We start from the raw sequence: 21,926 nt of genomic DNA, 5'->3' as shown, positions 1-21,926 counted from the left end.
CAACTGCCAGGTTGGCGCAACCACCCCCGGCGCGCCTCGCAGCGAGATTGACACCACGGCTGTGAAGACCTTCATCAAGAGCTGGGACCGCAACCGTGCTGTCAATCTCGGCCAGAGGGCGGCGCAAGCCGTTTCCCTACCCTCACCGCGTCGAAGTCGCCAGCGCAAGAACATCTTCCGCTGACGGTGGACTCGCCGGGTGGTAGGACAGGCACCACGGCGCGACGATCCGGTGGAAGGATTCACCCTCGGTCGCGACATAGAAGTTGCCGGCCCGCAGCCTGCTGATGTCGGGGACCAGACCGCCCTTGGCGCGGGCCATCTCGCGGGCCGCCTCGATCTGGGCCGGTGAGTTGAGCAGGCCGTAGAACTGCGTGGCGGCGTTGCCGGGGATGTTGTGGTTGACACCCTTGGGCGCCTGCGTCGCGAAGACCAAGCCGAGGCCGTATTTGCGAGCCTGCGACGACAGCGCCAAAGTGCTGCGGGTGCAGGCGGTGAATCCCTTGGCCGGTGCGAAGTTCTGGGCTTCGTCCATCACCAGCAGGCCGCCGAGCGGGCGATCTCCTGCCGGATGGCGCTTGATCCAGGCGAACAGCGCCATCTGCAGCTGGTTGACGAAACTCTGCCGCTGCTCGTCCGAGGGCAGACCGATCATGCTGATCACCGACACCCGGGCGCGGTGCCCGTCGGCCGGCGTCAGCAGCACCCCGGGGTCGACGGGGGTTCCGCCGCCGCCGAACATCGGGTCGTTGATCATCGCCGCCCGCAGGTTCTGGGAGAGGTCTCCCGCGATCTGATGCGCCCCCGCGATATCGCTGACGTCCTCGGGCAGGTCGGCGAGCAGGCGGATGAATTCACCCAGGGTCGGTTCCGCCGTTCTGCCGTAGTGCTGCAACGCTTCCCGAAGGACAGCTCGAGAACGGGTGGCCTTCTGCGTCTTTCCCGAGATCAGGGCCCGCGGCTCCAGCGCCTCGCATGCCGACTCGACCGCCTCGGTGAACTCGTCGAAGTCGTCGACGACGCTGGCGAAGTCGGGCAACGGCTGGAACGCCAGCGGGCGGCCGTTGGTGCGGCGCGGCGTCCAGATCTTCACCTCGGTGTTGGTCAGGTAGTCGTCGGCGCGCGCCCCGTCGGATTGCCGCCACCCGGACGGCTGTTGCGGCCACGCCGTCCCCAGCCGCGACAGGTCGTTGTTGGGATCGAGCACGATCGACGACACGCCCCGCAGCGCGCACTCCTCGACCAGACGGCGGATCAGCACCGTCTTCCCTGACCCCGAGCCGGCGAAGATCGCCACATGTTTGCGCAGCGCTGACAGCGGGATCGTCACCGGGTCTTCGGTTTTCAGCTCCATACCGAGTGGGATCTCCGTCGCGGAGAAGGTGTGATCGTCGACGGTCTCGGACACAGGCTCCGGCTCGTCCTCTGTCACGACGACAGACTCGGGCGCGTCGTCGTCGGCAGCCAGAGTTTCGGCCAACAGCGACAGGCCGTGAGCCGGTCTGCGGGCCCGCAACCACGCGGTCAATTCCGGATCGTCATCGTCGATCAGATCGCGCAGCGCCGTCATGGTGCGCACGTCATCGTCGGATAGCGGCAGCGTACGGCCACCCGCCGCGTGGAACGCGTCGATCTCCGCGGCCGTCGTCTTACCGCTCGGCCACGGCGCATTACGCAGCAGGAACAGCTGTCGACGATCCGATCCCGAGCTGAATCCCGTGGCAGTCAGCGCCTTTCGCACTCGGCTCAGTGCGGCGCTGGCGTTGGACGCTGCGATGGCACGGAATGCCCAGTGCCGCTCGTCGTCGGTGTCGCTGTCCAGACTCTCGCGCAGCCGGGCGTGCAGCATGACGTGCGTGCCCGGCGGCGGGTCGGACACGAACATGCTCTCACCGTCGCGCTCGGTGATCCATGCCCGCAACGCCGCCGACAGCAACTCGGGCATCGTGATGTCCTCGCCGTCGTGCGCCACGGCCGCCTCGGGCACCGCCCGCCGCCGGTACTCCGCGAACCGCCGGTCCAAAGCCGCAGAGGCCGAAGCTGTTCCGACGGAGTCCTGAGTTTCCCACGACGGTTGGTCATCGGCACCGAGATGTTCGAGCTCGACGATCTCGCCGTGCTTGAGGCACTCCCGCACGTGGGTATCTGCCCGGATCAGCAGCTGGCGTGGCGTGTAGGACGGCGCCTCCTCGAACGCTACCGGCGCCAGCGGCCAACTCGGGTACGGCGGGGTGAATCCCGCCGACGCATAGCTCGCCGCGAACCTGCGCTCCAGGATGGCGCGTCCGATGTCGGCGCTGGGCAACGGCGTCAGCACGCCCGTCACCCGGAAGCGATCGGCGACGCTGGCCGCAGCGCGGTCCTGGATGTGTTCCCACACCGCGGGCAGACAGGCCACCACCGGCACGGTGCGCCGCGTCGTCTGCCGCAACGACATCAACCCGTGGGCGACCTGTTCGAGTACCCCGTCGCCCGACGTCCCTGCCAGCGATTGGGCCAGCAGCGTGTCGATCTGGTCGACGGCGAGCACCGACGGCCCCGCCAGCGCGACCAGGCGCGAGATGTCGCGGACACACTCCTGCGCCGACGCCGGGGCCGCGCGCAATCCCCACGGTCCGCGCTCTTCGACGCTGAATTCCTCACTGCCCTGCAGGAAGCCTTCACCGATGTCGTGGGCGATGAAGTCGTTGGACCCGAGTAGGACCAGCGCCCGGAGCGTCTGATGACATTGCCGCACGGTCTCTTTCGCAGCAGCCGACAGCGCCTTGATGAAGCGGTAGAGCGTTTCGGCATCCAGGTCGTCGTCACCGATGATGGCCCGGCGATCGGCACGCGACACATGCGCCAGCGACGACAGGTCCCACAGCAGATCCTTCAACTGCGTCTCGCGCTGTGCGCCAGGACGGCCGAGGCTCTCCAGGATGCCGCTGCGCACCGATTGCCAGAAGCTGGCGGCGTCGAGCAGTTCGACGACGAAGAAGAAGCCGCCGTCGGCCTGCACACGCTCGCGGATCTGACCGAGCAGGTGGGTCTTGCCCGACCCCGCCGGGCCTCGGATGACGACGCCGAGCGGGCTGGAGCTCTCGTCGCGCAGCGCGTCGCCGAAGGCATCCATGACGTCGTCGACGGCGTGCTCGTTGAGGCCCGTCACGTGGGTGGCGGCCTGGGGTCGCCACAGGTCGTCGGAGGTCGGCGCCCAGGTCAGCCGCAGCGAGGCGAGCGCATCCCGGTGTCGTGTGTCCATCACGCGTCAATCGCGATCAGATGCTTGGGCCGGTCCCCGATGACGACGGCGGCGGCGCGGTCCTCGGCGGTCAGGACTTTCTGGTCCTCCTGCGGGATCACGCTGACGCCCGGGGCGCGGTGCAGCGCGGCCAGCGCGGCATCGACGTCGGCGCGGGGCACCTGCAGCTCGGCCCGAAGCCGGGTCAGCGAGACCCAGCCGCCGGGACGCGGTGTCAGCCGCCGGTAGGCGTCGCGGATTCGGTCCTCGGTGGAGGAGGGGGTGACACCGAAGACGTCGGCCAGGCTGAGGTCGGCGTGGCTCAGGTAGCGGCCGAGGGCTCCGAGCACGGTGTAGACCGTCTTTGCCGAACCGGTCGAACGGGGCGGCGGGCCTGCGTCGATGAGGTCGCGGCACAGTCGCCAGCCGCGATCGGTGAGCTCGTGGACGAATCTGTTTCCGACACGCTCGGATTCGATCAGCCCGAGCCGATTGAGTTTCTCGCGGCCCGGTTTGTCCAGCGCAGGGCCCAGCACGGCAAGTTCGGGGTTGGGTACCGACCGTGATTCAGCCATCAGCACCAGCAGCACCGCCCGTTCGGTTCCCGTCAGATCCCCCGCCGTCACACTCACGTCTGCCAACTTAACGGGGTGCGGCAGGATTGTTCTGCCATGGTTGATCCCGTCGGTGTTCCCGAAACCTCGAAACGGCGCGCGCTGGTCCGACTCGCGCTGGTCGTCGCGGTTTTGACGGTGCTGTTCTATTTAACAGCAATCCAGCAGGTGATCGACGTCGATTCGGTGCGTCGCCTGATCGAGTCGACGGGCCCGCTGGCGCCGCTGACGTATGTGGTGGTGTCCGCGGTCCTCGGCGCCCTGCTGGTGCCGGGGCCGCTGTTGGCCGCGGGCAGCGGATTCCTGTTCGGGCCGCTGCTCGGCACGTTAGTGACGCTGGGCGCGACCGTCGGGAGTGCGGTCATCTCGGCGTATGCCGGTCGCCGGGCCGGACGGGACAGCGCGCGGGCGCTTCTGGGGCCGCAGCGCTCCGATCGCATCGACGGGATGATCCAGCGCGGCGGGCTGTGGGCCGTCGTCGGTCAGCGATTCGTGCCGGGGATCTCCGACGCGCTGGCCTCGTACACATTCGGCGCTTTCGGAGTTCCGTTGTGGCAGATGGCGGTCGGGGCGTTCATCGGGTCGGCGCCACGGGCGTTCGTGTACACCGCGCTGGGGGCGTCGATCGGGGAGTTCTCGGCGCCGCTGGCCTATACCGCGATCGCGGTGTGGTGCCTGACCGCGGGAGTGGGCGCGTTCGCGGCGCACCGGGGTTGGCGATCGTGGCGGGCCAGCCGCGGCTGAGCTCCCGCGAGTGTGCGCTGACGGTCGTGGATTCGGCCCCGGCCGCGACCCTGGGGGCACCTTGGGCGGCGGTCAACGGCGGTAGCGTGGGCATCCGTGCAGACCCCCGACGACATCGTCCTCACCGACGAATTCCGTCGCGCGCTGGCACTGCTGAACGAGGGTCACAACACCTTCCTCACCGGCAAGGCCGGTACCGGCAAGTCGACGCTGATCCGCCGGTTCATGGCCGACACCGATCGCAACGTCGTGGTGGTCGCACCGACCGGGATCGCCGCGCTCAACGTCGACGGCTACACGATCCACCGACTGTTCGGGTTCCGCACCACCACCGGTTTGCACGAGGTGCGCTCCGGCGACTACCGACCGGGCCGCTTCGCCAAGACCCTCGCATCGCTGGACACGCTGATCATCGACGAGGCGTCGATGGTGCGCGCCGATCTGTTCGACATGCTCGCCGCCGCCCTGCAGCAGTTCGGCCCTCATCCGGGGCAGCCGTTCGGCGGGGTGCAGGTCGTCCTCGTCGGTGACCTGTACCAGCTGCCACCGGTCGTCACCGAGAGCGAAGCGCACTACTTCTCCACGACCTACGAGACCCCGTACTTCTTCTCCGCCCGCAGTTTCCGTCGCGAAGACTTCCCCACCGTCGCGTTGACCACGGTGTTCCGTCAGCTCGGTGACGATCGAATGGCGGCCATCCTCAATGAGATTCGCGAAGGGGTGCTGCTCGGCCACGCCCGAGAGCAGCTCAATGCGCGCACCGATCCCGACTTCGTCCCGCCCGAGGACGAGTTCTGGTTGACGCTGGCTCCCACCAACCGGCTGGTCACGGCACGCAATCGCCAGCATCTGGAGCGGTTGTCCGGCGACGAGATGGTGCACCACGCCAAGACTTCCGGCGATCTGGCGTTGTTCGACCCGCCGGTCGAGGAGACGGTCCGCTTCAAGGTGGGCGCCCAGATCATGATGCTCAACAACGACCAGTCCGATCGCTGGGTGAACGGCACGATCGGCCGCGTGGTCGGCGTCGACCACGACCGCCACGGAGCCGTCGTCGTCGTGGAGTTCCCGGACGGCAGCACCGCCGACGTCACCCCGTTCACCTGGGAGGCGACGCGCCCGGTCGTCGACGGCGGCGCGCTCCGCCGGGAAGTGGTGGGCACCTACACGCAGATGCCGTTCAAGCTGGCGTGGGCGATCACGATCCACAAGAGCCAAGGGCAGACGCTGCACCGACTGGTCGTGGATCTCACCGGTGGCATGTTCTCGTTCGGTCAGCTCTATGTGGCCCTGAGCCGCTGCACCTCGCTGCAGGGTCTGGTCCTCAAACGCCCGGTGCTGCCCAAGGACATGAAGACCGACCGGCGGATCGCCCGGTTCCTGCGCGCTGCGGTGCACGACGACCGCGACCGCCGATACTGTGCGGTCGCCATCCTCACCGTCGGCGACGAGGGACGGTTGTCTCGGCCGCGCCCGGTCGAGCTGGCGGTGGCCTTCGACGACGGAACCGCGGTGGCCACGTTGGTGAACCCGCAACGCGATCTGGCCGATGCACGAAAAGCATTCGGCATCAGCGTGTCCGACGTTCTGCTCGCCCCCACGCTTCGGGAGGCGTGGGCGGTGATCTCGCCGATGTTGGCCGGCTGCACGCCGGTCGGTGTGGGTATCGACGAGACGATGGGTCTGATCGATTTCGAGTTGAAGCGGCTGGGCCACGTCACGCCGATGCCGATGGGCGTCGACATGCCGCGCCGCGCGGTAGCCGCGGCACGGTCAGCCGTGGACGTCGCGGCGGCGACGATGCAGGCCTTCACCGAGTTGGGTGTTCCCGACACCGGATCGTCGGCGTTCGACGAAGCCGACTCCTCCGAGGTCTCGGGGCTGCTGGTCAGCCGCGATCAGCAGACGCCGACACCGAATGCAGACCACCTGCCGGCACTGTCGGCGCTGCTGCGGGTGAGTCGATGCGTCGGCCCGGTGCTGATCGGCGAATCGGCGCGACCACTTCACGGTGAGGATGCGGCGGTCCGGCAGTCGGTCGCCGACCAGCTGCGGGCGGCGGCCACCCGGGTGACGCTCACCGACGAGGTCGTGCAGCGGCTGCGTGCGGTGGAGACGCTGCTCGACGCCGACATCGTCACCGACGACATGCTTCTCGAGCGACATGACATCTACACGATCCTGGTGCCAGGCACGCGCGTCTGTTTCACCGGGACCGCGCAGGACACGACCGGTCGGGTGGTGGAACGTGACGAGATGGAGCGCTTGGCCATCTCGGCCGGGCTCACACCGGTGAAGACCGTGAGCAAGACCCGCTGCGACGTGCTGGTGACGGCGGAGGAGGGAACCCAGTCGGGCAAGGCACGCAAGGCCGGGGAGTACAACAAGCCGGTGGTGTGCGCCGACGAGTTCTTCGCCTGGCTCGCCGCGCGGTGACGCCCCGTCCCCGCGCGGTGACGCCCCGTCCCCGCGGAATAGCGTTCCCGGCTGCGATCGCGGCCCCAACCACAGCCGTGGCTTCACGCTCGGCGCAGAATGGGGAGCGTGCCGTCCCCCGCGTTCGCCTCGGACAACGCCGCCCCGGCGCACCCCAGAGCTCTGGAAGCCCTGCACCGGGCCAACGACGGGTCCGCTCCGGCCTATGGCGCCGACGCCGTCACCCAGCGTGCGACCGACGCGCTCCGGGATGCCTTCGACTCACCCGGGGCCGAGGTGCTGTTCCCGTTCACCGGCACGGCGGCCAACATCATCGCGCTGGCATCGGCGGTGCAGCCGTGGCACGAGATCCTCTGCAGCGACGTCGCACACGTCCTGCTCGACGAGGCCGGCGGACCTGTCCGGCTCTCCGGCGCCCAGCTGACCCGGTTGCCCAGCGATGATGGCCTGATCAGCCCCGACGACCTCGACCGTCGGGTCGCCCGCCGTGGCGCGGTCCATCATTCGCAGCCCCGCATCGTCACGATCACCCAGTCCACCGAGAACGGTCGCGTCTGGCCCGCACAGGCCATCGCGGAGTTCGTCGACCGCGCCCATGCCCTCGACCTGCTGGTCCACGTCGACGGCTCCCGCATCGCCAATGCCATTGCCGCGCTGGGTGTCTCACCTGTCGAGGCGATCGGCGACGCGGACATCGTCACCGTCGGCGGAACCAAGAACGGCATGCTATTCGGCGACGCCCTGCTGGTCCGCCGCCCCGAACAGTTCAGCGGAATCCACTTTGTGCAGAAGCAGATCGGTCACCTTGCAAGCAAGCACCGCTTCGTCGCCGCACAGTTCCTGGGAATGCTGGAGGACGATCTCTGGCTGGAGACCGCGGCACATGCCAATGCGATGGCACGCAGGCTCAGCACCGGCATGACCGACCTCGGCCTCCACCTGGCCTCTCCGGTGGAGGCCAACGAGGTGTTCGTTGAACTCGACGTCGACGTGCACCACGCGATCGCCCGCGACTACCTGGTGCACCAGCCGGACATCGCCGAGCCGGTGGTGCGGTTCGTGTGTTCCTGGTCGACCAGCGACGGCGAGGTCGACGCGGTGCTGGCAGCACTGCGCGGGCTGCTGTAGACGACCGGGCAACTCTCAGTCACGGCTCTTGCGTTCCCGCTTGATGCGATAGAGCTCGTCGTCCGCAGAAGCCATCAGCAGTGCGAAGCCCTCCGCGTCGACGGGTCGGCCGACCGCGGTCCCCGCACTGACCCGGACCGGGCCTGCCGCGGCGAGGTCGCGGGCCAGGTCACGGGCCCGCCGGTCATCGAATCCACTTAACACGACCACGAACTCGTCGCCGCCGAGCCGGCCGATGAGCGCGGATGTGGGCAGCCGTGAGGTCCAGGCGCGTGCGAGTTGGGCCAGTACGCGGTCACCCGCGGCGTGCCCGTCGTGATCGTTGACGGCCTTGAAGTCGTCGACGTCGAGGACGATGACGCCCACCGGTTCCGCTCGTCGCTGCGCGCGAGCGATCAGGTCGGCGGCGTGGCGTTCGACGCCGGCACGATTCCACGCAGAGGTCAGCGGGTCACGCAGCGCGGCATCAAAGAGTGTGGAGTGCAGCACGCCGATGATCTCCGCGGCGGCGATGATGCACACCGCGAACATGAAGTACCACGGCCACGGCGCCGGAGCAGGCGCCACCGCCAGCGCCGCCGCACTGGCCGCCGAAAGCAGCACGGCCACTGCGCGCGCCAGGTGCTGGGCGATGCCACACCCTGATGTAGATGGCGGCGAACATCAGCGGGATCAGCGCCCACACCTGGGCGACGATGAGGTCGTGGTGGATCATCGGCACGATCGGTGCCACACACAGACACACCACCGACACCAGGTAGCGCCAGCGGCGCAGCGGGGTGGGAAGGGCGAATGCCAGGCCGGCCGCGCACAAGAGCACCGCCACCATCTCGCCGCGGGTGACAGACCACTGCTCGGTGGTGAACACCGCCGACGTGTACAGCACCAGCAGCACCCCGAGGAATGCCAGCAGCATTCGACGCTGCAGTGCGGCGGCGAACGTCATGACCTGCCTTCCCTTCGCGTTCGCACCCATCCTCGCAGCAACAGCTGCTGATTTCGTGAATATGGCTCTTGGCAACGGTATTCGCATCCGCTCGCTCCCGTCGGCTGGGATCTGAGGACCTTTGCCAGCAGTGCTCGGTCTCGCCGCGTGCCTATGGTGGATGGGGACACCCAACACAAAGGAGTGACCGGTGACGCGTTACCACCTGCCCGACACGTTCGACCTGACCCGGCTCGGCGAACCCCACGAACACGCCATCACGATCTACGCGGAGACCTCGCCGGCCCCCGACCAGCGCGAGGCCAGCCTGCTGAACGCCAAGAGCGCCGTCGACCGCGCTCTGCGCGCGATCCGGGAGCGAGGCGCCAAGAACGCCGTCGAGCGGAAGCTGCGCGACCGGTGGACCGAGATCGCCGAATCCGACCTGTGGCTGCGGCTGTCGCGGTCGCTGGCGATCTTCATCGCCGACGACGTCCACGAGGTGTACGTGCTGCCCAACGCGCTGCAGAACCAGTCGCAGGTGGGCGCCTACTTCGACATCGGCCAGCTGGTCCGCGCGGTGACCACCCCGCAGGAGGCCTACGCACTGACGCTGTCGACCAACGGGTGGAATCTTTGGCGGGCCACGGCCACCACCCGCGCCGAGGAGTTGCCGTTGATCGGCGAGTACCCCGCGGACGCGGCGGAAGCGACCAACCGCGCGACGATCCGCGACCGCGACCATGTCCGAAGGCTGGTCGGCGACGAGGGCAAGAAGGCACTGCTGGACGTCTACGCCAAGCGGGTCTCCGAAGCGGTGGAATCCGAACTGGGACAGGTGGATCCGTCGGCGAGCCGACCGCTGTTCCTGTTCGCGACCGATCCGTTGCTGGAGCTGTACCGCGCCCGGGACCACAAACGTGAGATCGTCGCGGTCCCCGGCGGGCCGGACACGCTGCGCCCCGACCAGATCGACGACGCGATCCGCGGGTCGCTGTCGTCGCTGAACGCCCAGCGCACCAATGCGCGGGTCGACGACATCGGCGACGGGGTGGCCCGTGGTCTGGTGGCCACCGACCTCGCCGACATCAGCAAGGCCGCCATGGCCGGTGCGGTGTCCACGCTGGTCTATGACTTCACCGTCGACATCCTCGGGCGGCTCAACGACGCCACCGGGATGGTGACCTATGACGACGACGGGTACGACCTGCTGTCGCGGATCGCGGTCGCGGTGCTCGACAGGGGCGGCGAGGTCATCGCGGTGCGACCCGAAGAGATCACGGCCGACATCTGGACCGGGACCGCGGTGGCCGGGCTGCGGTTCGCGCTGTCCTGACCCCGCCTGACGATGAGTCCGGGACGTGCCTACGGTCAGTACCGACATGACCGTCGAACACGTTCTGGATGAAGCGATCGCCGATGGCAAGGTGCCTGGTGCGATAGCGGCGGTGACGGTACCCGGCCGGGCTCCGCTGATCTACGTCGGCGGCGACGATGGCATGGGCACACCACTGAGACGCGACACGATCATGCGGATCGCGTCGATCTCCAAGCCGATCGTCGCCGCGGCTGCGCTGAGCATGCTGGATTCCGGTGAGCTGACCCTGCGTGACCCGATCGTCCGTTGGCTGCCCGAGCTCGCGGATCGACCGGTGCTGCGGGCCGACGACGGCGAGCTGAACGACACGGTTCCCGCTGGGCGGGAGGTCACGGTCGAGGATGTGCTGACGTTTCGCTGCGGCGACGGGATGCTGCCCCGGTTTCCGATGGATGCACCGATCCAGCTGGCGTACGCCGACGCCCGCCTGGGCAGCGACGGCCCGCCCGGCCGGTACGCCCCACCGCCCCCCGAGGAGTGGCTCCGCCGTCTTGCGGCACTGCCCTTGATCGCGCAGCCGGGAGCGCGGTGGCTCTATCAGACGTCGGCCGATCTGCTCGGGGTGTTGCTGGCCCGGGTCGCAGGCAGTCCACTGCCCGAAGTTCTCATCGACCGGGTGTTCGCGCCGGCAGGCTTGGTGGACAAGGCATTCCACGTGCCGACCGACAAGCTGGCGCGCTTTGTGCCGCAGTTGTCACTGACCGAGGGCGGGTTCGAGGTGTTCGACCCGGTGCACGGCATGTGGGCGGCACCGCCCGACTTCCCCTCGGGCTCCTCGGGTTTGGTGTCGACGATCGACGACCTCATGGTGTTCACCGACGCGCTGCGGGACGGCCGACTGATCTCTGCCGAATCGCTGGCGGCGATGACAAGCGATCATCTGAGCCCTGAGCAACGCGACGACGCCGAGGTCTTCCTCAACGGAGCGGGGTGGGGTTACGGCCTGTGCGTCGAACCCGACGGGCGCTATGGCTGGGACGGTGGCCTGGGCACCGGCTGGCGGACCGATCCCCGGACCGGGGTGACCGATCTGCTGCTGACGCAGGTGTTGTGGAACGGCCCGGAAGGTCCCGCGGTTCTCGAGAAGTTCCGCGATGCTGTTCGTCCCGACGAGCCGGCTTGAACTCTGATCAGCTGTTCGGGCTGAGACCCGCCGCCCGGTCGCGAAGCAGTTTGGCCAACCGCTCGGTCTGCCGGGCATCAAATCCGATGTCGCCGCATCGATCCGACCACGGTCGGGCGGCATCGACGATCGCATCGATCATTCGGGCCACAGCCCGGCTCCGAACGCCTAGGCGCTCGCCGGCTTCCACAAAGTGCTGCCGATCGAACCGGTTGGCGCGGCCGTAGAGGTTGAGTGCCATCGGGTCCCGCCAGCCCGTGTACGGCTGTGTTGTCAGCAGGTCGTAAGCCGGTGTCGGCTGCCAGATCCCATCGGGGTTGAAGATCGAGAGGTTCTTGCCGTGCAGATCCCCGTTGCCGATCAGCCACGAGAACACGACGATCCTGAGCAACTCCAGAATTGAGACCGCCCTGGCTCCACCGCCGAGAGCGCACGCATCGGCCAGTGAGCTGATCGCAGTCTCCGCTTTGATGCGGTATTTCGAGGCCGGGTAGAGCCCAGCGACCTGGCAGGCGTCTTCCTGGGCGATTGTGTTGTCTCCCAATCGATCAAAACGTTTGACGAGCAATGCGCTGCGGCCGTTCACATCGTGAAGCAACGACGTAGCGGCGGTGCGGATGCCGCAGGCGTGGGCCATCGTCATGAAGAAGTGCTCGTTCTCGACCAGCAGGGGATACTGCTGGGGATTGAGCTTCAGTATCGCGTGACCGGTGGGTGTCCGGGCCGGTGCCGAGACCATTGCGGCGCTGACCTTCGGCTGAACGCCCGGCATTCCGACCGGATCATTCCGGAGGGAACCGGTCAGCCTGCCGAACACAGCGTGGAAATCGTTGTCGCGCTGGGGGTCGAACATCGGCGGGGGACGGTCTGCAGTCATGCCTGAGGGCAGGACACGGACATTGCCGATGGTGTCCCCGCCGATCGCCAACAGCAACGTGAGGTGGTCGTCGGCCGATGTCTTCGTCGATGACGTCACCACGCCGAGTCGAACACCCTCGGGCAGAAGGCCCGCGAAGAAGGCCGGCACCGCGCCCCCGTTGGTGATGATCGGATATTCGGCGCTTCGTAGCAGCGACCACGCCACTGACTGGTCGCGCAGGCGCCGATCATCAAGTGGCACATCGGAGACATAGTCGAAGCTCACCAAGTCGCTGTCGTCGCGTGCCAACCGAGCGACCAGCTCGTGCCCGAGATACACATCACCTTCGGTGACGGTCCGCAGGTCGGCGTTCGTTACGGTCATTGTGCGCCGAGGCTTACGTCCATGTGCAGGCCCAGGGCTTCGACGATTTCGATCAGAGAGCCGAACTTGACTGCGCCACTTCCACGTTCCACTGCCTGGACGGTAGATCGGGAGACTCCGGCCACATCGGCCAGCGTCTGCTGGGTGAGGCGTAGCGCGATCCGACGATCAGCAACCACCCTTCCTATGCGTGCGATTTCAGGCATAGAGTGGTCCACTTGCGGGTTCGTTCGGCGAGGCCCAGCCATGTCGCTCCTTATGCCTGAAATTGAAGGCATAAGGCATTCTGCATGACGCAGTGCTACAAGTCAACGAACTATGCGTTGGATTCCATGCTTAAAGCCAACGGGACCGACACTAACCGCTCAGCGCCTCCCCCGCTGGTCCGAGGTCGAGGAACACCGTCTCCCCATTCGCGTCGTCGAGTCCGTCATTGTCGGTGACGACGTACAGGTTCTGGTTGCCGGCGATCGCGAAGCCTTCCACCTTCTCCTGAACGAATCCGTTGGTCGCCTGCAGGTCGGGCAACAGGTTGCGGGCCAACGCCTTCGGCAGCACCGGCGGCGCTTCGTCGGCCGATGTCACTCCCGCCTCGGATGGCATCTCGACGCGGTAGATCGCCTTCACCCGCGCGTCGGGCCCGTTGAGCTTGTCACGCTCCAACACCAGCAGGGCGCCGTCGTGGACGGCGATCTCGGACAACCCGATCCAGTCGTCGGCGACGTCGGTGGTGTCCAGCTGGTAACCGAACCATTCCCATGTTCCGCCGTCGGGGGTGTAGCGCCCGATGCGGACCACACCCGCCGGGTCGGTCTCCAACTCGCGCTGCAGTGCCACCCACACCGTGTCCCCGTCGACCGCAACACCCTCCAGGCCTTGGCTTCCCAGTTCGCCGGCGATGTCGGCGGGCAGCAGAACCCGGTCCTCGACGCTGCCGTCGGCGGCGACGTACACCAGTTCGTTGCCGGGCCCCTCTTCGCCTTCCACCGCCAACACGAATCCGCCGTCCGGTCGTGCCGAAACACCCTCGACGTCGAGTGTGACGGGCTCACCGTCTTCGGTGATCCGCAGTTCGGTGTCGATCAGCGCCGGGGTCTGCGAGACGTCGACGCCCAGGACCCGCGCCGGACCGTAGGCGTTGTCGGTGGCGGTGAACAACCGGTTCTCGTCGGCGGGGTCGGCAGTCAACGCACCGAGCGCTCCCCATCCGATCGGCACACCGTCGATGTCGCCGGACACGATCGACGGGAACGGCGTCGGGCCCGCAAACTGATCACCGAATCCGTACACGTTGACCGACGCACGCACCCGAGCCTCGGCGTCGTCGGCCTCCGACGAGATGACCAGCAGGTCACGCTGCGGGATCGGCAGGATGCCCTCAGGCCCCGGCGTGGTCGGCATCAGCTGCCGGAATCGCGGCGACGTGACGTCGCTGACGTCGTAGGCCGCGACGAAGTTGCTGCGCTCCGATGCCACCAACGCCATTGGGCGGCCGCCGATCTCGGTGATCGCCAGCCCTTCCGGCTCCGGCCCCTTCGATTCCGCCCGGCTCTCGATGTGCAGACCGGTGCGCACGGCGAGCTGTTCGAACGAGTTGCCGGCATCCCAGACCACCTCACCGGTGGTGGCGTCGAAGATGCTCCAGCCACGGGTGCCGCCCTTCCAGTCGCCCTCATTGGCGGTGGCAACGTGGTCGTCGCCGATCCAGCCGAGCGCGTCGGGCTCCCTCGGCGTCTCGGGGATCGAGCCGGTCTGGTCGATCGCGCCGTCCTCGGCGGTGTCGATACCGTCGACCGATTGTGTTCCGGCGCTGAAGATCCGAGCGACTTCGCCGGTGCGGCCGTCGAGGACAGCGATCCCGTTGTTCTCCTGCAGCGTCACCGCGACCTGGCCGCGGGAGTTGATGCTGACGTACTCCGGTTCGAGGTCTTCGGGCGTGTCGAGGCCGGCTGCGCGTGCCGTCTCTACGTCGAAGTCGACCCTGCGGGCCGTCCAGGCGGTCGGAGCACCGGTGAGATCGATGAACTGCATGAATCCCGTTGGCGGTTGCGGAAGGTCACCCTCCTCGACACCGGGCGGTGTGAACTCCTCGTCGCGCTGATTCTCCATCGCGATCGCGGCGAACGACCCGTCCGGGCTGATCGCGATCGAGTCCGGTTGACCGCCCAGGTCGATGCTGTGCACCGGGGTGCGATCGGCGACCCGCACGACGTCGACGCGTCCCGACGGGTTGGGGAAGTCACCGCCCGTGGTGTCGACGACGACCAACACGAATTCGCCGACGGCGGCCACCGAGGTGGGCTGGTCGTCGGCGTTGCCGAGATCGGCCAGCGAAAGCGTGCCCAGGCCAACGGGTTTGGCAGGGTCGCGGAGGTCGAGGAACCCGATCCGCTTGGCGGCGGCGTCGGTGTAGATGACGGTGTTGCCGTCCGGGGTGACGGTGGAGATCTCGGCGACGGTCTCTGCCTCGACGGGATCCTCGGTAGGTCTGTTCAGATACACCGGGTAGGTGGCCGCGCGGTGGAAGCGCTCGGCGGCCGGCAGGTTCCAGTCGATCGGCGACGTGGCTCGCGGGGTGTCCGGGGTGGGTTCGCCGGGGGCGTCGTCCTGAGCGTCGGTGGCGCACCCGGCCGCCACCAGTGCCACCACGGTCGCCGCTGCCGCTGCCCGAGCCAGATTCGAGGCCTTCACCCGTCACCCTCTTCAGTTGTGCCGTTGAGTCGAGTGAGCTTGTCGCGGGCAGGTGAGCTGATGGGGATCGGCCGGTGAACGCCCGGCAACGGGTTGGTGACCGGCACCCTGCCTTCGACACCACCCCCGGTTCGGCCCTCGTCGCGAGATTGCACTGACGGTTGTCGGCAAGCCGATGGGCGGTGGCGAGCACAGCCCTGAGCGCGATCTGGGCTTGAGCACCCTTCCAGGCACCCCAACCCGACACCGACGATGTCCCACCGGTGGCCTATCTTGGACCGTCCGAACCGCACACACAGATGAGGAGCCGAGGTGGACGCCGACGACACCGTGCTGTCGGCCCCCGAGCTGCTCGAACTCAACCGTGACGTGCAGGGATCCCGCGCGATGCGGCTGCTCGCGACCGTCAACCTGGGGCTGTACGCGACGTTGATGGAACGCCACCTCAGCGGCGGCGTGGTCCCCGAGACCGAGCTGGTGGTGCAGCTGGAGCGTGACCTCGACGAGCTGGACCATCCCGACGGGCAGTCCGGGCTGGCGCTGATCAAGTCGTGGGCCAGCCAGGGCTGGCTGCACCGCATTGTCGACGAGCGCCGCGATCAGAACGTCTGCTATCTCACCCAGGACGCCCGGCGCGCGCTGGATTTCGTCCGTGGCATGCGGCGCAACGACACCATCGCCACCGGCGGCTCGATCAACGGCATCGCCTCCCGCCTCAAGCAGGTCGCGGTCCGCATCGGCACCGATCCTGCCCGCATCCGCAAGAGCATCGAGGGCGAGATCGCGACGCTGCAGGCCGAACTCGACGAACTGGACGCCGGCGAACGCCCGAACCCGGACCTCACCGACTCCTACGACGAGGCCCGCGCCATCGCCCTGCAGATGGAGCGGATGATCACCGACATCGGCCAGTACGGCACGATGATCGAGCAGGCCACCGCGGCGCTGGACGAGCCGATCGACAGCAACGTCGAGTACCGCGACCGGCAGCGCCAGATGTACACCGACTACCAGGCGGCCTGGGATTCCCAGGGCCGCGACAGCCACCGCGCGTTCCTGCGGATGATCAACGACCCCGACCAGCGCGCCGAGTTCGAGGCCGACGTCGCCGACGTCGCCGAGGCGCTGCCGCTGCTGGACCCGGCGCTGCGCAAGGTGATGGCCGGGTTCTTCGAACTGGTCGGTCACCAGATCGACGAGGTCGAACGGATCCAGCAGCGTTGTGCGCAGCGGGTCAAGCGGTTCACCGCGTTCGGCACGCTGGAGCAGAGCCGGGGCGTGGCCCGTCAACTCAACGAGGCGATCGGCTCGGCACGTGCCCTCCTGAAGACGTCACTGATCGACTCACGCCTCGACATCGACGTGCCGCTGGCCCGGCACGCGATCAGCTCCGTCGGCGCGCTCAGCTTCAAGATCGGCGACTTGTCGAACCCCAAGCCCGCCAAAGCCGCCGAGGGCGAGGTGGACCTGGCCGGCTTCGCCGCGCTGACAACGCAGGTCGACGCACCGGCGATGTCGGAGATGATCAACGCCGCGGTCAGCGCCGGGCCGGTGTCGCTGCCCCAGGTGGTCGGCATGCTGGAGTCCGCGTATCTCGGGCATGTCATCGTGCTGTGGTCCTGGGCGCTCAAACAGCCCGACGCGTCGCCGACGGCCGCCTCGAGCACCGTGCGGTTCCGCTCGTTGGACGGCCTCGACCGCGAGATCGCCGTGCCGGAACTGATGTTCACCGAACCGATCACCACCCTGGCGGGAGCCTCGTGACGTCACCGTCTGCCGAGCGGGAAGCCGACTTCGCCGCATTCTCCGATCTGCCCCAGGTCGACCAGAGCGCCCGCCCTCCTCACCAGCGTCGGCCGCGCTTCGACGGTGACGTCTCCGAACTGCCCGACCGCGCCTGCTGGGCGCTGCAGCACCTGCTGACCCGCCGGTACATCAGCGCCGAAACCGATGCCGACGTCTACCGCTGGGTGCTGGAGTACCGCGATCAGCTGAGCGTGCGGTTGTCCGAACTGGACCTGTTGCTGCGTATCGTCGACGGAACCGATGTGGCGTTCGTGGAGCAAGCCCGCTACGAATCCGCCAAGGGCATCAAGCTGTTACGCCGTGAACCGCTCGGCACCTACGACTCCATCCTGGCGCTGCACCTGGCGCAGATGATGCGCGCCGCCGGCGGGCAGAGCGTGTTGATCAGCCGCGAGGAGATGCACGGCCTGTTCTCCGGCGTGCTCAACGACACCGACCGCGACGCGGTCACGTTCACCGCGCGCGTCGACGCCGCGATCGCCCGGCTGACCGGCCTGGAGATCCTGCGCCGCAGCCGCGACGACGAGGACAGCTACACCATCAGCCCGGTGATCACCGCGATCATGACCGCGTCGGTGATCACCGAGCTGCAGCAGCAGTTCGAGCAGCTGCAGCGCGGCGGCGCCCCGGCCGAGGAGATCCCACTTGACTGAGCAGTTCCACCTGTCGCGGCTGCAGGTCGTCAACTGGGGGGTGTTCGACGGGTACCACTCGATCCCCTTCAGCGTCGGCGGCGCGCTGATCGCCGGCGCCTCGGGAAGCGGTAAATCCTCACTGCTGGATGCCATTTCGCTGGGCTTCCTACCGTTCAACCGACGCAACTTCAACGCCTCCGGCGACAACACCGCCGCGGGGTCGAGCGCCGGCCGGCGCACCGTCGACAAGTACGTGCGCGGCGCGTGGGGGCAGCGCAGCGACGGCGGCACCAGCCGGGTGATGTACCTGCGCGGCGAGGGCACGGCGTGGTCGGCGGTCGCGGTCACCTACGCCGGCGACTCCGGGCGCTCGGTCACCGGTCTGGTGCTCAAATGGCTCACCGGCGAATCCCGATCGGATTCGTCGAGCCGATTTGTCCTCGGTGACGGTGACCTCGACATCGAGGACGTCTGCAACCGCTGGGCCGCAGGCCGTTTCGACACCGGCGTGTTCAAGGAGGATCGGGGCGAGCGAAGCGACGGGAAAAGTCCGGGTTGGCGGTTCACCACCAAGGTGGAGTCGCAGTATCTGGCCCAGCTGTACGCGACCATCGGCATCCGCGCCTCCGACGCGGCCCAGCAGCTGCTCGGCAAGGCGAAGTCGCTGAAAAGCGTGGGCGGGCTGGAACAGTTCGTGCGGGAGTTCATGCTCGACGAGCCCGCCAGCCTCGCCCGGCTTCCCGAAGCGCTCAAGCAGATCGACCCGCTGGTGGAGGCCCGCGAGCTGCTGGCCGTCGCTCAGCGCAAACGCAAGATCCTCGGCGACATCGAGACCATCCAGCACCGCTATGCCTCGGAGTCCTCGGACCTGGGCATCATCGATCTGGTCGACGCCCCGATGGTGCGCGCGTTCACCGATCACGTCCGGCTGGCGCAGTGTCCCCCGCAGATCGCGCAACTGGACACCACGATCGACCAGCTCGACAACGAGTACGAGGACGTCACCCGGTCGCTGAATCTGGCCAAGGCCGAGGCGGATTCGCTCAACGCCCAGATCAGCGGCACCAGTACCAGCATCGGCCCGTTGCAGTCACAGGTCACCGCCGCCGAGACCGAGGCCGAGCAGGTGTCGCGCCGGCGCGCCGGCTACGAGGACCTGCTGACCGCGCAGGGCCTGGACGTGCCGGACACCGCCGACGAGTTCTGGAACCTGCGCGAGGAACTCCTCGGACAGGCCACCGAACTGCTGGCCAAGGTGGAACGCAACCGCGAGGCGTCCACCGACGCCGAGTACGCGCAGAAGTCCGCCCGCATCACCCGCGACGACGCCGCCAAGGAGCTCAAGCGCGTCGAGCATGTGGGGTCGGCGCTGCCGGAGTTCGCGCTGACGATGCGCGACCACATCTGCGCGGCAATCGGAGTCGATGCGACCGAGCTGCCGTATGTCGCCGAGCTGATGGATCTGCGGCCCGAGCAGAACCGGTGGCGGGTCGCGGTGGAGAAGGTGCTGCGCGGTGCAGGTCTGCGGCTTCTGGTCCCCGATCGCCACCACACGAAGGTGCTGCGGTTCGTCAACGAGACCAACATGCACGGCCGGCTGGCGCTGCACCATGTGCGGGTCAAGTCCTACGGCACCGACCCGGTCGAACCGGCGTCGAACACGCTGGCGGCCAAGCTGTTTGCCGTCGACCCCACGCACCCGTGCGCCGCCGAGGCCGTCGACATCGTCTCGGGCGCCGGCGACCACATCTGCGTCGACACCCCCGAGGTGTTCGCGCGGTTCCGCCGGGCAGTCACCGACAGCGGCCTCTACAAGGACTCCGACCGGCTGGCGATCAAGGACGACCGGCGTCCACTCAAGCAGTCCGAGTACCTGTTCCAGGGTGACGTGTCGGCCAAGATCAACGCGTTGACGATGGATCTGGCCGCCGCCGAGGAGGCCTACCAGAAGGCGCGCCGGGTCGCCGACGACATCGCCGCACAGCGTCAGCAGTGGCGCGATCGGGCATCGGCGTGCAAGGCGATCTGCGAGCAGTACCCGCAGTGGAGCCAGATCGACACCGAGACCGCCGACGGGCATGCCGACCGGCTGCGCGAACAGTACGAACTGCTGCTGGCCGAGCATCCCGACATCGAGGCGCTCAACTCCCGCGCCGACGAATGCTGGTCGCAGATACAGAGATTGATGACCCGCCGCGGTGCGGTGCAGACCCGCCGCGACGATCTCGACGGGCGCCGCACGCAGCTGCTGGAGCTGTCCGAACGACTGCAGCCGGCGTTCGTGTCCGAACCCCTGACCGAATTGCTGCAGCGGTACGCCGCACAACTGCCGGTGTCGCTGGAGCTGCTGAGCCCCGAGCCGCACCGGGAGGCGCTGTTCACCGCGATCAAGCGGGAGCGCGATCAGCTGCGGGAGAGCCGACGGCGGTCCTACGACGAATTGGCGCGCATCCTCAACACTTTCGACACCGCGTTCCCGGATGCGATCCCGAACGACTCCGACCAGTTCGACGAGCGGGTGCACGACTATGTGGCGCTGTGCCGGCACATCGACGAACGCGAGCTGCCCGAGGCCTATGAACGGATGATGCGGCTGGTCACCGAGCAGGCTCCGGATGCGATCCTGACGTTGCACCGGGTGGCCGAGCAGGAGGCGCGGCGGATCAGCGAGCAGATCGACCGCGTCAACACAGGTTTGGGCGCGGTGGAGTTCAACCGGGGCACGCGGTTGACGTTGCGGGCCACGCCGCGGGCGTTGGCGGCGGTGTCGGAGCTGACGGAGATCGTGCGGGCCATCTCACGGCGCATCGCCGAGGTCGGGTTGGGCGACAAGCAGGCGATCCTCGACCAGTACGCCGACATCCTGCGGCTGCGCAACCGGTTGGCCTCGACGGCGCCCGAGGACAAGGCGTGGACGCGGGATGCGCTGGATGTCCGCAACCGGTTCACGTTCGACTGCGCGGAGTGGGACGTCAGCAGCGAGGAGTTGATCCGCACGCACAGCAACGCCGGCGACAACTCCGGCGGCGAGCAGGAGAAGCTGATGGCGTTCTGCCTGGCCGGCGCGCTGAGCTTCAACCTGGCGAATCCCGAAAGTGCGGACAACAAGCCGGTTTTCGCGCAGCTGATGCTCGACGAGGCGTTCTCCAAGTCCGATCCGCAGTTCGCCCAGCAGGCGCTGCAGGCGTTCCGCAAGTTCGGGTTCCAGCTGGTCATCGTGGCGACGGTGCAGAACGCCACGACCATCCAGCCCTACATCGACAGCGTGGTGATGGTGTCGAAGACCGAGGCCACGGGCCGCAATGCCCGACCGGTGGCGACGGTGTCCACCCGCACGATCTCGGAGTTCACCACGTTGCGCCAGCAGATGAGGTCGAAGGTCCCGGCGGGCGTGTAGCCCTCCCGTTGACGTGTAGCCCTCACGTTGACGTGTAGGCCCTCACGTTGAGACTGCACCCCCGGCGGAAAAGCGCGAGAAGCGGCCGCCGCCAGCGCAGTCTCGACGGCGTCGTCGGCTCTGGTGATCCGTCCTCCCCCATCCGGGAACACCAGAGACCGACGCGCCACCTCTCAGGCGTCGCTCAACCCCTCAATTGCGCGCGCCCCGCTGATTCCGACCCGACCTCCGAAACCACGCATATCGTACATAAACGTCCGTGTTTTCGAAGAGTGAACAAGTTCTCGAAGCACGCGACCCCAGGGGTTCGCTCCCCGGGCTTATGCGGTACGGGAGCGTCCCACGGACAACACTTTTCCGGCGTGGCCGATCGAATCATGGGTGGTTGCTGCGCGGTGTCGGGCACTCGGCGGAGTGGTCACAGTGCCCTGCAGCTAATTCCTCCACGATCAACCCGCGGGTCAGCTGTTCGCTGAGCGACCTAGTCGAATTGAGTGGTCGAGACAACCGCGGGCGGGGATCACCGCCGGCACTGTGTGCACCGACCTATACTTACCGGCAACCGGGGGTACGACCGAACTGA

15 protein-coding genes are annotated in these 21,926 nt (G+C 67.8%); 8 read left to right on the top strand and 7 right to left on the bottom strand.

The window, feature by feature from the left end:
* Positions 1-142: 142 nt before the first annotated feature.
* Together ABDC78_RS05090 and ABDC78_RS05085 are read right to left on the bottom strand one after the other, a co-directional pair.
* Entirely contained in the window at positions 143-3,244 is a 3,102-nt protein-coding gene (locus ABDC78_RS05090; RefSeq protein ID WP_178358627.1) for a DUF87 domain-containing protein, read from the bottom strand.
* Positions 3,244-3,855: a hypothetical protein gene (locus ABDC78_RS05085; protein WP_178358628.1), complete on the bottom strand. Its 612-nt coding sequence runs from the start codon at positions 3,853-3,855 to the stop codon at positions 3,244-3,246. The genes ABDC78_RS05090 and ABDC78_RS05085 overlap by 1 nt, the downstream gene beginning before the upstream one ends.
* Before the next feature lie 39 nt (positions 3,856-3,894).
* Here ABDC78_RS05085 and ABDC78_RS05080 point away from each other — a divergent pair, with 39 nt between their 5' ends.
* From ABDC78_RS05080 to ABDC78_RS05070, 3 genes are all read left to right on the top strand, one after another.
* Complete coding sequence (locus tag ABDC78_RS05080) at positions 3,895-4,581, top strand: TVP38/TMEM64 family protein (protein ID WP_178358629.1); 687 nt, start codon at positions 3,895-3,897, stop codon at positions 4,579-4,581.
* A gap of 96 nt (positions 4,582-4,677) precedes the next feature.
* A complete protein-coding gene (locus ABDC78_RS05075; RefSeq protein ID WP_347133333.1) occupies positions 4,678-7,017 on the top strand; it encodes an AAA family ATPase in 2,340 nt (779 codons plus the stop codon).
* A gap of 99 nt (positions 7,018-7,116) precedes the next feature.
* On the top strand, positions 7,117-8,145 hold the full coding sequence (locus ABDC78_RS05070; protein ID WP_178358630.1) for a beta-eliminating lyase-related protein: 1,029 nt from the start codon (positions 7,117-7,119) through the stop codon (positions 8,143-8,145).
* 15 nt (positions 8,146-8,160) lie between these two features.
* On the opposite strand, the gene ABDC78_RS05065 is transcribed toward ABDC78_RS05070, so the two are convergent.
* On the bottom strand, positions 8,161-8,676 hold the full coding sequence (locus ABDC78_RS05065; protein ID WP_256736035.1) for a GGDEF domain-containing protein: 516 nt from the start codon (positions 8,674-8,676) through the stop codon (positions 8,161-8,163).
* Positions 8,612-9,091, bottom strand: a complete 480-nt coding sequence (locus ABDC78_RS05060; RefSeq protein ID WP_347133332.1) for a hypothetical protein — start codon at positions 9,089-9,091, stop codon at positions 8,612-8,614. The genes ABDC78_RS05065 and ABDC78_RS05060 overlap by 65 nt, the downstream gene beginning before the upstream one ends.
* 190 nt (positions 9,092-9,281) lie before the next feature.
* Here ABDC78_RS05060 and ABDC78_RS05055 point away from each other — a divergent pair, with 190 nt between their 5' ends.
* Positions 9,282-10,406, top strand: coding sequence for a hypothetical protein (locus ABDC78_RS05055; protein ID WP_178358633.1), 1,125 nt, complete (start codon positions 9,282-9,284; stop codon positions 10,404-10,406).
* Between the two features lie 46 nt (positions 10,407-10,452).
* Positions 10,453-11,571 (top strand): serine hydrolase domain-containing protein, encoded by a 1,119-nt coding sequence (locus tag ABDC78_RS05050; RefSeq protein WP_178358634.1) that lies wholly within the window; start codon positions 10,453-10,455, stop codon positions 11,569-11,571.
* 7 nt (positions 11,572-11,578) lie between these two features.
* On the opposite strand, the gene ABDC78_RS05045 is transcribed toward ABDC78_RS05050, so the two are convergent.
* The 3 genes from ABDC78_RS05045 to ABDC78_RS05035 all read right to left on the bottom strand — a co-directional run bounded on the left by ABDC78_RS05045 (position 11,579) and on the right by ABDC78_RS05035 (position 15,505).
* Positions 11,579-12,814 carry a type II toxin-antitoxin system HipA family toxin gene (locus ABDC78_RS05045; RefSeq protein WP_178358635.1) on the bottom strand — a complete coding sequence of 412 codons (1,236 nt, stop codon included), beginning with the start codon at positions 12,812-12,814 and terminating at the stop codon, positions 11,579-11,581.
* Positions 12,811-13,020, bottom strand: a complete 210-nt coding sequence (locus tag ABDC78_RS05040) for a helix-turn-helix domain-containing protein (protein ID WP_178358636.1) — start codon at positions 13,018-13,020, stop codon at positions 12,811-12,813. The genes ABDC78_RS05045 and ABDC78_RS05040 overlap by 4 nt, the downstream gene beginning before the upstream one ends.
* Positions 13,021-13,171: 151 nt before the next feature.
* Positions 13,172-15,505 carry an esterase-like activity of phytase family protein gene (locus ABDC78_RS05035; RefSeq protein ID WP_178358637.1) on the bottom strand — a complete coding sequence of 778 codons (2,334 nt, stop codon included), beginning with the start codon at positions 15,503-15,505 and terminating at the stop codon, positions 13,172-13,174.
* A gap of 312 nt (positions 15,506-15,817) precedes the next feature.
* Here ABDC78_RS05035 and ABDC78_RS05030 point away from each other — a divergent pair, with 312 nt between their 5' ends.
* The 3 genes from ABDC78_RS05030 to ABDC78_RS05020 are packed head-to-tail and all read left to right on the top strand — an operon-like array spanning position 15,818 to position 21,343.
* Positions 15,818-17,269, top strand: a complete 1,452-nt coding sequence (locus tag ABDC78_RS05030) for a DUF3375 domain-containing protein (RefSeq protein WP_178358638.1) — start codon at positions 15,818-15,820, stop codon at positions 17,267-17,269.
* Positions 17,266-17,964: a DUF4194 domain-containing protein gene (locus ABDC78_RS05025; RefSeq protein ID WP_178358639.1), complete on the top strand. Its 699-nt coding sequence runs from the start codon at positions 17,266-17,268 to the stop codon at positions 17,962-17,964. The genes ABDC78_RS05030 and ABDC78_RS05025 overlap by 4 nt, the downstream gene beginning before the upstream one ends.
* Positions 17,957-21,343 (top strand): SbcC/MukB-like Walker B domain-containing protein, encoded by a 3,387-nt coding sequence (locus tag ABDC78_RS05020; protein WP_178358640.1) that lies wholly within the window; start codon positions 17,957-17,959, stop codon positions 21,341-21,343. Before ABDC78_RS05025 ends, ABDC78_RS05020 begins: the two co-directional genes overlap by 8 nt.
* The last annotated feature ends 583 nt before the right edge of the window (positions 21,344-21,926 follow it).

Origin of the sequence: Mycobacterium sp. DL (genome assembly GCF_039729195.1) — a bacterium.
GTDB lineage: Bacteria > Actinomycetota > Actinomycetes > Mycobacteriales > Mycobacteriaceae > Mycobacterium > Mycobacterium hippocampi_A.
Note: the sequence above shows the minus strand (reverse complement) of the source record. Positions and strands in the feature narration are given on the sequence as shown.